The organism is Maribacter algae (assembly GCF_047345745.1).
GTDB lineage: Bacteria > Bacteroidota > Bacteroidia > Flavobacteriales > Flavobacteriaceae > Maribacter.
Genome location: NZ_JBLFES010000001.1, coordinates 843632 through 857260, shown reverse-complemented (window position 1 = coordinate 857260; position 13629 = coordinate 843632). Strand labels below are relative to the sequence as shown.

Annotated in this window: 9 protein-coding genes; 6 read left to right on the top strand and 3 right to left on the bottom strand. The window is 38.3% G+C overall.

Going from position 1 to position 13629, the window contains the following annotated elements:
- Window positions 1–43 precede the first annotated feature (43 nt).
- The 3 genes from ACKWBX_RS03735 to ACKWBX_RS03725 all read right to left on the bottom strand — a co-directional run bounded on the left by ACKWBX_RS03735 (window position 44) and on the right by ACKWBX_RS03725 (window position 2438).
- On the bottom strand, window positions 44–340 hold the full coding sequence (locus ACKWBX_RS03735) for a thioredoxin family protein (RefSeq protein ID WP_413967306.1): 297 nt from the start codon (window positions 338–340) through the stop codon (window positions 44–46).
- A 92-nt stretch (window positions 341–432) separates the two neighbouring features.
- Window positions 433–1662 (bottom strand): metallophosphoesterase, encoded by a 1230-nt coding sequence (locus ACKWBX_RS03730; protein WP_413967305.1) that lies wholly within the window; start codon window positions 1660–1662, stop codon window positions 433–435.
- Window positions 1663–1715: 53 nt separating this feature from the next.
- Window positions 1716–2438 (bottom strand): copper homeostasis protein CutC, encoded by a 723-nt coding sequence (locus tag ACKWBX_RS03725; RefSeq protein WP_413967304.1) that lies wholly within the window; start codon window positions 2436–2438, stop codon window positions 1716–1718.
- A 38-nt stretch (window positions 2439–2476) separates the two neighbouring features.
- On the opposite strand from ACKWBX_RS03725, the gene ACKWBX_RS03720 reads away from it, so the two are divergent.
- From ACKWBX_RS03720 to ACKWBX_RS03695, 6 genes are all read left to right on the top strand, one after another.
- Window positions 2477–3463 carry an isoaspartyl peptidase/L-asparaginase family protein gene (locus tag ACKWBX_RS03720; protein WP_413967303.1) on the top strand — a complete coding sequence of 329 codons (987 nt, stop codon included), beginning with the start codon at window positions 2477–2479 and terminating at the stop codon, window positions 3461–3463.
- 114 nt (window positions 3464–3577) lie between these two features.
- Complete coding sequence (gene polA / locus ACKWBX_RS03715) at window positions 3578–6412, top strand: DNA polymerase I (protein ID WP_413967302.1); 2835 nt, start codon at window positions 3578–3580, stop codon at window positions 6410–6412.
- 13 nt (window positions 6413–6425) lie between these two features.
- Window positions 6426–8123: a sulfatase-like hydrolase/transferase gene (locus ACKWBX_RS03710; RefSeq protein WP_413967301.1), complete on the top strand. Its 1698-nt coding sequence runs from the start codon at window positions 6426–6428 to the stop codon at window positions 8121–8123.
- A 255-nt stretch (window positions 8124–8378) separates the two neighbouring features.
- On the top strand, window positions 8379–8954 hold the full coding sequence (locus tag ACKWBX_RS03705) for an RNA polymerase sigma-70 factor (RefSeq protein WP_413967300.1): 576 nt from the start codon (window positions 8379–8381) through the stop codon (window positions 8952–8954).
- A 67-nt stretch (window positions 8955–9021) separates the two neighbouring features.
- Window positions 9022–9990, top strand: coding sequence for a FecR family protein (locus ACKWBX_RS03700; protein WP_413967299.1), 969 nt, complete (start codon window positions 9022–9024; stop codon window positions 9988–9990).
- Window positions 9991–10079: 89 nt separating this feature from the next.
- Entirely contained in the window at window positions 10080–13622 is a 3543-nt protein-coding gene (locus tag ACKWBX_RS03695; RefSeq protein ID WP_413967298.1) for a TonB-dependent receptor, read from the top strand.
- Window positions 13623–13629: the final 7 nt, after the last annotated feature.

The window sequence follows — 13629 nt, the reverse complement described above, 5'->3', positions numbered from 1 at the left end:
TAAACTTTAACCAGATAATAAATTTGGTAGAATATAGGGATATCTACACGTATTCGTTCAAAATGCCTATAAGCGTATTGGCATCTTGTTCTCCGCTTTGTCTCCATACCATTTCCCCTTTCTTGTAAATCATTAAAGTGGGTAGGCCTTTTACCCTAAGGGCTTGAGAAAGTTCTTTGTTTTTGTCAACGTCTATTTTAATTACTTTTCCTTTATCGCCAAGTGCAGCGGCAACGTCCCTTAGAACAGGGTGCATGGAAGTAGACTGCTCATTCCATTCTGCATAAAAATCCAGAAGTACAGGAACATTTAAATCAATAAGTTCGCCAAATTTAGACATATCAACTGCTTTGCTATCTTCGCCAAATGTAGTAAAAAATGTTAAAATACTAGTGTTACCAAGATTGCTGAGGGCAAAAGGCTAGGTTAAAATCATGTTAATTGTCGTTTTCTCAAAGTAATGACCGTTATTTCCGGCCAAATACCTACCCTACCCGGATAACCCAAAAATCCAAAACCTCTGTTTACATTAATGTATTGCCCCATTTCCTTGTAGATACCGGCCCAATGTTTATAACGCCATTTTACGGGGCTCCATTTAATCCAACCTGGAATTTCAATCCCAAACTGCATTCCGTGCGTATGTCCGCTCAACGTTAAATGGAAGTGTTTCTCATCGCTGATAACTTCTTCCGCCCAATGTGAGGGATCGTGACTCATCAATATTTTAAAATCGTTGGTGTTGATATTGGATGTTGCTTTTTTAAGGTCCCCCGCTTTTTTAAAACCACCCTTTCCCCAATTTTCAACTCCAATGAGCGCTATTTTGTCCCCATTTTTTTCTAGATATCGGTGCTCGTTCAATAATAGGTCAAAACCCATTTCCTTTTGCAAATCTTTTAAATCTTGAAGGTTTTGTCTTTTCAATTCTTCGGTCTCCCAAGGAATATAATCCCCATAATCATGATTTCCCAAAACGGAAAACTTACCGTCCTTAGCTTTGAGGGTCGAAAACAAATCGGCCCATGGCAACATTTCCTCTGTCTTATTATTGACCATATCCCCTGTAAAAAGAATGGCATCGCTTTGCTGCTCGTTGATAAGGTTGATGGCGTACTCTATTTTTTTTCGATTATCAAAACTTCCGCTATGCACATCCGAAATTTGGGTGATTTGATAACCGTTGAATCCATCGGGAAGGTCTTCAAACTCCAACTCATACTTCAGTACCTTGAAATTATATTTGCCCTTGAACATCCCATAAAGCAAAGCTCCAAATGGTATCGCGGCAATCCCCATCGCCATAAGGCTTAAAAAACGCCTTCTTTGCGGCAGACTAAATTCTCGTGCGGTACCAAAAATCTTTTGGTAGACACCAGTAAGAATTCTAAAAATATCTTCGGAAAATAAGAAAACGATCGTGATGACCTTAAAGGTCAATATCGTCAATAAAAAGCCGAAAGCATAGCTTTTAGGCCTGCTTAAAACCCTCCCGACTTCTTCACCTGCTGTAAATTGATATATAAAATTAACTAAAACGAAGGCTGCTATACTAATGTACAAGTAATACGGCCACGGTTGTTTCACCACCGTTTTGAGCGCCTGCAGCACATAAATACTCAAACCAATATAAATGATGACAAATAGTATCCAACGAAGCATATGCTTTTTTTACAAAGTTATTTTTTTAAAGTGGGCCGCCTAATTTTTGATTTTTATTTAACGCTTTGCACTACTTTACGTATTGCTTCCGTCTGCGTTACCGCAATATGATGCTCCGCCAAATGATTACTGGAATTCATGGACACCTTATCATTGATGGAAATACTATTTCCGAATTGAGTTCCCGAAAGATGTATAGCTTTCATTCCCAGTTCTTTAAACCAATGCACATTGGTCGCATTAATTCCGGCTCCGGCCATAATCGTTATTTTTTCCGAATGATTTCCAAGCTCCTTTAAAAGTGTAATTCCTTTTTCCGCATTACTGCTTTGCCCCGAAGTGAGAATTGTATCCACTCCAATATCCTCGAGCTGCGCAAGTGCTGCTTTTGGATTCGGCACCCAATCAAAAGCCCTATGGAATGTAAAATGTAGCGGTTTTACCGCTTTCACCAAAGTCCGCATTTGTTGCTCATTGATAGTGGCATCTTTGTTTAAAACACCGGTGACGATACCAGATACACCAATATTGTTGCAGTTTTCAATATCCTTTAGAAGAACTTCCATTTCCGGTTCCGAATAGGTAAAATGACCACTTCTTGGTCGTACCAACACGTGTACGGGGATGGAAAGTCGCTCTACTACCAATTGAATCAGACCGTGGGATGGGGTAATTCCCCCAACTCCCAACTCCGAGCACAGTTCAATACGGTCTGCTCCTCCCTTTTCGGCATTTAAAGCAGATTCCAAAGAATTAGCACAGACTTCAACTATCATATTGATTATATTTAATCCCTTAAAAATAGACCGTTCCGATGAAAAGAAGAAACTTTCTTAAAAATTCAACTGCAGCCACTGCGGGTATGCTATCCGCTCCTTTGATGATATCTTGTAAGACCGAAAATGAAAAGAAAATATCCAGTAGCAATGAAAAAAATATAAACCCTATCGTTATCTGCACGTGGAATTTTTTCAATGCCTCCGCTAAGGCTTGGAAAGTTTTGAGCAATGGCGGAGATGCATTGGATGCCATTGAACAGGGCGTAAAAGTTGAAGAGGACGATGCCAGCAATCAAACCGTGGGAACAGGAGGCAGACCGGACCGAGATGGAAAGGTGACCTTGGATGCCTGCATTATGGACAAAGACGGGAATTGTGGAGCAGTACTAGCTATGCAGAACATTGCCAATCCTATTTCCGTTGCTCGCAAAGTAATGGAAGATACCCCTCATGTTATGTTGGCAGGAAAAGGTGCGGAACAGTTTGCTTATGAAAAGGGTTTTAAAAAGACCGATTTGTTGACGGAACAATCCAAAAAAGAATGGCTGGAATGGAAGAAGACCTCGCAATACAAACCTATCATCAATATTGAAAACCATGATACTATCGGTATGCTGGCCATTGACAAGAACGGTGATATTGCGGGAGGATGTACCACCAGCGGAATGGCCTATAAAATGGCAGGACGCGTTGGGGACTCACCCATCATTGGGGCAGGTCTCTTTGTGGATAACGAGGTGGGCGGTGCCACGGCAACGGGTGTCGGTGAAGAGGTGGTGCGCACTGTTGGCAGTTTTTTAATCGTGGAATTGATGCGACAAGGAAAATCGCCTCAAGAAGCCTGTGAGGAAGGCGTTAAGCGGATTATGGCAAAAAATGAAGGCAGGAACGATTTTCAAATCGGTTTTATTGCTATCAACAAAAAAGGGGAAACGGGTGGTTATTGCATTCAACCAGGATTTAGCTATCGCACGTATTCCGAAGAAGGTCATATAAATAATCCATCGCAAAGCTTTCTTTAGGTTACAGGACAATCTGAATATTTATCATTTCTTTATGTTATTCAAATCGTACTTTTAAAAATGTTAGCGATTTTAAACTCGTACCGCTAACTTCGTATTTCTAATTTTCTACAAATGGCAGAACAAAAACGACTTTTTTTACTTGATGCATATGCACTGATCTTTCGTGGGTACTATGCCCTGATAAAAAATCCCAGAATAAATTCCAAAGGCATGGATACCTCTGCCATTATGGGATTTATGAATTCTTTGTTCGATGTTATCAAAAGGGAAAAACCAGACCATTTGGCCGTTGCTTTTGATAAAGAAGGAAGCGTAGAACGAACCGAAATGTTTGAGGACTATAAGGCAAATAGAGACGAAACACCGGACGCCATTAAAATTGCCGTGCCTTACATCCAGAATATTTTGAAAGCGATGAAAATTCCTTTTGTAGAAGTAGCGGGATATGAAGCGGATGACCTCATAGGAACGCTTGCCAAACAAGCCGAAAAAGAGGATTATAAAGTATTTATGGTGACACCGGACAAGGATTTTGGGCAATTGGTTTCCAAAAACATTTTTATGTACCGGCCTGCTCGAATGGGGAACGGTATTGAGATTTGGGGAATTCCCGAGGTACAAAAACGTTTTGGAGTGGAAAGACCGGAACAGGTCATCGACTATTTGGGAATGATGGGCGATGCCAGCGATAATATTCCTGGCCTTCCCGGTGTAGGGGATAAAACCGCCAAAAAATTCTTGGAACAATTTGGTGACATGGAAGGCCTTTTGGCCAATACCCACCAGCTGAAAGGCAAGATGAAAGAAAAGGTGGAAGAAAATGCCGAACTAGGACGACTTTCAAGAAAATTGGCCAAAATCAAGACTGATTGTGACGTAACGTTCAATGCCAATGACTATGAAATGTGTGAACCTGATGCCGAAAAAGTACAGGAAATTTTTGAGGAGTTAGAGTTTAGAAGATTAAAGGACCAGTTTCTTAAAATATTTTCCGGGGAGGAAGACACTGCCCCAACTCAGGTTACAAGTACAGAAACTGCCAAAAAAGTATCCGCATCCGCCGGTAGCGGACAATTTTCACTTTTTGGGGGCGATGGTGCCTCTCCGGCCACCATCAAGGATACGAACAGTAGAAATACCATTAAGGACATCTCCCATGTATATCAAAGTGTTGCTCCGGGAATGGCCATGAAGCTTTTTTTGCAGAATTTGATGAAGCAAACTTCGGTCTGTTTTGATACGGAAACAACAGGATTAAATCCTCTGACCGCAGAATTGGTGGGTATCGCTTTTTCTTGGGAACCCACAAAAGGATTCTACGTTACTATTCCCGAAGCCAAAGAAGAAGCACAAGAGATTGTAGAACTGTTACGACCTTTCTTTGAATCTGAGGAAATCGAAAAAATTGGTCAGAATCTCAAATACGATATCAAAGTTTTGGATAAGTATGGTATTCAGGTAAAGGGAAAATTCTTTGATACCATGTTGGCCCATTATCTTATAAATCCGGATATGCGCCATAATATGGACGTATTATCGGAAACTTATCTGAATTACACACCTGTTTCCATCACGGAACTCATTGGAAAAAAGGGAAAAAACCAGCTTTCCATGCGAGACGTGCCACTGGTAAAACAAACCGAATATGCCGTTGAAGATGCGGATATCACCTTTCAATTGGCGCAACATTTTAGACCGGAACTGGCCGAAGCAAAAACGGACGAGCTGTTCAATACTATAGAAATTCCGTTGCTCAAAGTCCTTGCGGATATGGAACTGGAAGGCATCAATCTGGATAAGGCCTTTTTAAATTCACTTTCCGAGGATTTAAACAATGATATCGCTACGCTTGAACAAAAAATTTATAAAGCCGCCGGAGTTGAATTCAATATTGGATCGCCAAAACAATTGGGCGAAATCCTTTTTGATAAAATGAAACTGGTAGATAAGCCCAAAAAAACCAAAACAGGTCAGTATTCTACGGCGGAAGACGTGCTTTCCTATTTGGCCAAGGACCATGAAATTATTAAGGATGTCTTGGACTACCGTGGCTTATCAAAACTAAAAAGTACCTATGTGGATGCGCTACCGGAACAGGTAGAACCTACTACCGGGCGCGTGCATACAGATTATATGCAAACAGTCGCCGCCACGGGTCGTTTAAGCAGTAATAACCCAAATCTGCAAAATATTCCTATTAGAACGGAACGGGGAAGGCAAGTACGAAAAGCTTTTGTACCTAGAGACGAGAATTATATACTTCTAGCTGCGGATTATTCCCAAATAGAACTGCGTATCATTGCTGCTTTAAGTGAAGAGGATACGATGATCGAAGCGTTTAAAAATGGTGAGGACATTCATGCTTCCACCGCATCAAAAGTCTTTAATGTACCCATAGAGGAAGTCACCCGTGAGCAACGTAGCAATGCAAAAACGGTCAACTTTGGGATTATTTATGGTGTTTCGGCCTTCGGATTAAGCAATCAAACCGATTTGACCCGAGCAGAATCAAAAGAGCTTATAGATACATACTACAAAACCTATCCTAAGCTTAGAAACTATATGAGCGAATTGGTAGATTTTGCGCGCGATAATGGATATGTACAAACGGTTTTAGGACGACGAAGGTATTTAAAGGACATCAATGGCAGTAACGCGGTGGTCCGCGGTGCAGCGGAACGCAACGCCGTGAATGCCCCGATTCAAGGAAGTGCAGCCGATATCATTAAAATTGCCATGATCAATATCCATAAAAAGTTATCCGAAGGCAATTACAAGACCAAAATGTTACTTCAAGTACATGATGAACTGGTGTTCGACTGCTATAAATCTGAGCTGGAAGAAATGAAGACCTTGATCAAAACCGAAATGGAAAATGCGCATAAACTCGCCGTTCCATTGGATGTGGAAATAGGTTTAGGCAATAATTGGCTGGAGGCGCATTAAATTCAAGTACGGCATGAAATTTTACTGGTCGTATTTTCTGTGGTCTGTTTTTTTACTTTCGGGCTGTACTACGGAAAAAAAAGATATTTCGGATAATGGGAAAAGTGAGGTCATAAATCCAAAAATTAATGCTCAACCTAATATTGTTTGGATTGTTGCCGAAGACCAAAGTCCCAATATTCCAGCTTTTGGAGACAGTACCGTAGTCACCCCTAATTTGGACAAACTAGCTTCACAAGGTGTCTGTTACGATAATTTTTTCACGCCACATCCTGTTTGCGGGCCGGCCAGAGCAGCAATCATAACCGGTATGTATGCCAGTAGTATTGGTGCCAGCCACATGCGTACGGGCCCATGGTTCAATGATACTATCACACAAGGAAAAATAGATAGCTATAAAGCTCTACCAGAAGAAAATATTGCCTACCAAGCCGTACCGGCAAAAGAAGTGAAGATGTTTACCGAATATTTAAGGGCTGCCGGTTATTATTGCACCAACAACGATAAGGAAGATTACCAATTTATACGCACAATGACCTCTTGGGACGAAAGTAGTAAAACAGCCCATTGGCGCAACCGGCCCAAAAACAAACCTTTCTTCTCGGTTTTTAATATTGGTGTAACCCATGAATCCCAAATATGGAGAAAACAGGAGGACTCACTTTGGACTGCTAATGATTTAAAGGTTCCAGTACCGCCATATTTACCAGATACCGAAGTTGGAAGAAGGGATATTCGCAGAATGTATTCCAACATTTTGGAGATGGATGCTGAAGTTGGTAAAATTCTTAAGGAACTTGAGGAAGATGGGTTATTGGAAAACACCATCATATTTTGGTATACGGACCATGGTGGACCATTGCCCAGGCAAAAAAGATTACTTTATGATAGCGGAATCAAAGTTCCGTTAATTATCAGATTTCCCAAAAAGCAATTCGCCGGGCAACGCGATAACCGGATGATCAGTTTTATTGATTTGGCACCTACAATGCTTTCTTTGGCAGGAATTAAGCCTCTTGACCATATACAAGGTTCCGCTTTTTTGGGAAAATACATACGTGATAATGAGCCTGAATATGTATTCGGAGCGGCTGACCGATTTGACGAACTTACTGATAGAATCCGTTCTGTACGCGACAAACAGTTTAAATACATTAAAAACTTTGAGCCTCAAAAGCCACTTTACGCGGATATGGCCTATCGTAAACAAATGCCCATTATGCAGGAATTGTTAGCGCTAAAGGAAAAGAACCAATTAACCAAAGAACAGGCTTTGTGGTTCAATCCTTCAAAGCCAAATGAAGAACTTTACGATCTGACCATAGACCCTTACGAACTGAATAATTTAGCTGATAATCCAAAATACAAACAACAATTAGAAAGACTTAGAAAGGCCTGTAAAAATTGGGTCACGCGCATAAATGATAAAGGATTACGACCGGAAAAAGAACTTATTGAATCATTCTGGCCCAATGAACAACCGCCAAAAACGGCAAATCCTACGTTTATAATTATAAAGGATGCCTTAAAAATTGATTGTACTACGGAAGGTGCTTCTATCGGATATCGATTTATAACAGATGATGAAAAAAATCCAAGTTGGAAAGTTTATCATAAACCAATTAAAATTCATCAAGGAGATATGATTCAGGCCATTGCCCATAGACTTGGCTATAAACGAAGCCAGGAAAAATATGTCAAAATCGATTGAACCGAATCAACTTTTTTTAAATTATTTTCGCTTATGCTCGCAAATAAGAAACTCTGACCATTGAATTACAAGAAAGTAATCGTTCTTATATCCGATATTTATGGAAATATGATTCCACAACATCAATATTGCATATAAAACAAAGCATTGTCCGATTCCGGAGCACATTCAAAAAAACATTGTTAAACTTGTCGTTAAAATTTCGTAACATTAAATTTTGGTTACTTTTATGTTGACTAATTTTTAATTTCAAATTTGGAGCCCACTAATATTAATAGTGTTGTTTTTAAAAAGAGTCTAAAAAAGGGGGATGCCTTTGCCTTTCAACTTTTATCCGAACTTTACTGTTCTAGACTACTTCACGTTTCCTCAAGTTATCTTACGAACAAGGAAGATGCAAAGGATATCGTGCAAGATGTTTTTGTAAAGTTATGGAACAAAAAATCTCAACTAAACATTCATACCAATCTCAATTCATATCTATACCAAATGACCAAAAACACCTGTATAGATTATTTACGGAAAAAAGAAAATAGGATTACCGAATCATTGAATTTAGAATTTAGGGAAAATAATATTCACCTATCCTCGCTACAGGATGATGCGTCTTCCGAAGTAATTGAGAAAGAATTGGAAAAAGAAATTCAACATGCTATCTCTTTGTTGCCTGAAAAATGTAAAAAGGTTTTTATCAAAAGTCGAATTCAAGGGTTAAAACACAAAGAAATATCGGATGAAATGGATATTTCGGTCAAAACGATTGAGAACCATATGAACAAAGCCCTCAAGCATATGCGTCTCCATCTCAGGGAATTTATAGCATTATTTTAAAAAATATCGGTTACCGACTAGGGGTACTTCTATTTTATTACGTCATATATATGAGAAATCATTATTTATGACAGAAAATCTTCTTCTGAAATTCATTAAAAACAATACCAATTCCCAAGAAAGAGAAGAGGTAATTTCATGGATTGAAAAAAATCCTGAAAACCAAAAAAAATATAATCTTCTAAAAGCGGATTATGTAGCACGTACCCTTAAAAATTTCAGAGCGGAAGAGCCCCAAGATATTGTTGATCTACCATACAATAGAAATAGAAAAAAGCTAGTAACCGTTTTTTCAATAGCAGCATCCTTAGCTTTGATTGTGGGACTCTCATTCTATTACAATGTTGATAATGAAGAAAAAATAACCCCACTAGTTGTAGAATCAGATCTTTCAGAGACAACAGAAATTATTACTAGAAGCAATTTAAGAGAAGAAATCAAACTACCTGATGGCAGTATAGTTTCGTTGAATGCCAATAGCTTTATAAAATATCCAAAAGTGTTCAATGATAGTATTAGGGAAGTTGTTTTAAAGGGTGAAGCTTTTTTTGATATCACCCATAATAAAGACAAGCCATTTATAGTGAAGACCGAAGAATACGATATACGCGTTTTAGGAACTACTTTCAACGTAAAATCGTATCCAGATGATAAACTTACCGAAACAACTTTAATTTCCGGTAAAGTTGAGCTTTCCCGTGAGAAAGAAACACCAATTATTTTGGCTCCTTCACAAAAAGCTATTTTTCACAGAAAAGAGAAAAAGATTGAAATCGAAAAGGTCAAGGTTGAAAATGCCCTAGGATGGACGTCCGGCAAACTTATATTTAACGATACGCCTCTACACCAGGTAGTAATAGACCTTGAACGCAAATACAATATTGATATAAAAATAGATTCCCCGGAGCTTTTGGACTATAAGTATACCGGAACCTTTGATAATTTGACCTCTGACGAAGTGTTAAAACTATTGATAATCTCATCGGACATTAAATATGAAAAAATTAACCAAAAAATTATACTGAGTATGAAATAAAAACCACAAAAAAAGAGAGTGCTGGAACACTCTCTTAGCTAATCAACCAATTTATTGAAAATTGACTAATACTTATATACTACTAAATTATGAAAGAAAACTCAAAAAGTGGAAAATCCACTAGACTACTATTCCTTAGAGTTATGAAAATTTATTCTATTCTGTTCTTAATGACAATCGTAAAACTATTTGGAGCAGAAAGAGTTTTTGCCCAAGCGGTCACTCTAAATGTCAAAAACCTAGAATTAAAAACCATTTTATCGGAAATAGAAAAGAAAACAGACTATAACTTTTTTTATAATAATAGTCTAGTGGACGTTTCTAAAAAAGCTACCGTGAACGCAGACAATGTTGATATAACATTGTTGCTAGAGCAAATTTTTTCGGATAAGAACGTTGATTTTAAAATTTTTAAGAATCAAATCGTCTTATTTCCTAAAGATGATTCATCCGTTCTAGCCATTATGGACGAATTTGAAACTCGTCAAAATGATGATGAAGATTCAGAATCCGAAACATCCAGTAATTTCACACAATTAGTGTCCGAAATTATCCAAGACCCCATAACAGGTACTGTTCTGGACCAAAATGGATTACCGCTACCTGGGGCTACCGTTCTCATAAAAGGAACCACTAGAGGAGTCCAAACGGACTTTGATGGCAACTTTGCTATCCAAGCAGAATCAAGTGAAACTTTGGTTTTTTCATATATTGGTTATGCTACCAAAGAAATTCAAGTGGGATCAAAATCTACGATAAATGTAACGCTCGAAGAAGATGCACAAGCATTGGAAGAAGTAATAGTAGTTGCTTACGGTACGTCAAAGAAATCCGACTTTACTGGCTCAGCTGTTCAAATCAGTGCTGAAAAAATCAAGGACAGGCCTATTTCCAATGTGGTCCAGGCATTACAGGGTGCCGCGCCTGGAGTAAATGTTTCTGCAGCTAGTGGTCAACCTGGTTCAACTCCAAATATTCAAATTAGAGGTAATGGTTCTTTCAGCTCTTCTAGTGAACCATTATATGTAGTAGATGGTGTACAATTTGGAGGTGATCTTTCTAGTCTGAACTCAAATGACATTGAAAGTCTTACCGTTCTTAAGGATGCCGCTTCTACTTCTTTATATGGTTCCAGAGCTGCAAATGGAGTGGTGTTAATTACCACTAAAAAAGGCCGACAAGGAAAAAGTACAGCCAATTTGACTATTAGTCAGGGAATAACTTCAAGAGCCATACCGGAATACGAAAGAGTAAATGCCGAGCAATACTATCCTTTGCTGTGGGAAGCTAGAAGAAATGCATTATCTATCTCGGGTACAACTCCTGTAGCCGACGCGAACCAACAAGCATCTGATGAGATTTTTAGTATTCTAGGTGTAAATCCATTTAACGTACCAAATAATCAAATCGTTTTACCTAACGGACAGTTAAATCCCGCTGCTTCTTTATTGTATCCAGATGATTTGGATTGGCAAGAACCATTAGTAAGAGCAGGTAATAGAAAAAATATTGATTTTTCTTATTCAGGAGGTACAGAAAAATCTGATTTTTTTGCTTCGATAGGGTATCTAGATGATGAAGGGTTTATTATAAATTCCGGTTTTGAAAGAATTACTGGTCGTGTTAATGTAAATTCTCAAGTTACAAATTGGTTAAAAACAGGGGTAAATATTTCCGCATCTACTGCAGTATCCAACAATGCTTCGGACGGGACATCAAACTCTTTTGTAAATCCATTTTTCACAACAAGATTTATTGCACCAATTTATCCTGTTTTCGAGCATGATCCAGTTACTGGAGAATTTATACTAGATGAAAATGGAGAGCGGATATATGATTTTAGAGACGATAGTAGAATTGGTAACACTTCAGGAAGACATGTTGTATTAGAGACTATACTAAATACCGATATTCGTCAAACAGATAATGTATCGGGCAGAACTTTCGCCGAAGTCAAGTTTTTAAAGGATTTTACCTTCACCTTCAACGCAACTTTAGATAAGAGGTTTTTTTACAGGGAACGGTTTCAAACACCCGTAGTGGGGGATGGAAATCCAGCTGGAAGATCCTTAAAAACTTCTTCTATACAAACTACAGTAAATTACAATCAACTTTTAAACTACAACAGAGATTTTGGAAAGCATTCCATAGGTGCTCTTTTGGGCCATGAAAATTATGATTTTAAATTAGAGTTATTGACTGGTACTAGACAGGAAATTATTGCTGATGGCAATACCGAACTTATAAATTTCACTACCACAACCGATTTAGAATCCTTTAGAAGAAATCTCACTAGAGAAGGTTATTTCTCTCGCTTAAATTATGATTTTGATGATAGATACTACGTTTCCGCTTCGTACAGAAGAGATGCGTCCTCTAGATTTGCTGAAAATGTACGCTGGGGAGATTTCTTTTCTGTTGGAGCATCTTGGAGGATAGATACTGAAAATTTTATGAATAGTGTGACTTGGGTGAATTCATTAAAATTAAGGGCTTCATATGGTGAGACTGGAAATGACGAAATAGAATTTGATAATGGTGTAGCTAATTTTTTTCCAAGTCAAGCATTATTCGCACTAGGTAACAATAATGCAGCTGAAGGAGGAATTTTAGCGAGTGCAGCCGGTAATCCAGATATAAAATGGGAAACCAATATTCAAAAGGATGTGGCATTAGAATTTGGATTATTTGACAATAGAGTTTCTGGAACTATAGAATATTATGAAAGGGAATCTACAGATTTACTGTTCAATGTTCCACTTCCAACGAGTGCTGGTTTAGACGAAGTACCTTCAAACATAGGTGCATGGGTAAATTCTGGAATTGAAATAGATTTAAATTTAGCTTTTATAAGAACAGAGGATTTTTCTTGGAACTCTAACGTTAATGCCTCTACCTTAAAAAATGAAATATTAAGATTACCACAAGAAGAACTGATAAACGGTTCAAAAAAATTGGTAGTAGGTGGTGATCAGTATGATTTTTGGCTAAGAGACTGGTTCGGTGTAGATCCAGCGGACGGTTCTGCATTATATATTTTAGATCCCGAATTGGGCGCGGTAGGAGATAGCGACGTTAGACAAATCAATGGTACAACAGTGACCACAAATCAAAATAAGGCGAATTTTGATTTTGTAGGCAATGCAACACCTGATTTATTTGGTGCTTTCACAAATACTTTCAACTATAAGAATTTTGAACTAGGGTTTACGTTTACCTATCAATTAGGAGGAGAAACTTATGACACAACTTGGGGGAATTTAATGGATTCAGGTAGTGCAGGTGATGCGTTGAGCGTTGATATTTTACGGAGATGGCAACAACCTGGAGATATTACAGATGTACCCAGATTGGATTCCAATCAGATAAACCAGTTTGGAGCTGGATCTGACCGGTTTTTAATAGATTCTGATTTCTTGTCACTTAGGCAGGCAAACATTGCTTATAGTTTTGATAGAAGGATTATTGAAGGTATAGGCTTAAGTGGATTAAGGGTATTTGCCTCAGGCGAAAACCTTGTACTGTTTAACAAAAGAACGGGACTGGACGTTGTACAAAATTTTCAGGGAACCACTAGTAATAGGTTCACTCCTTCAAGAGTTATTACATTGGGGCTTAATGTTACATTTTAAAAATATA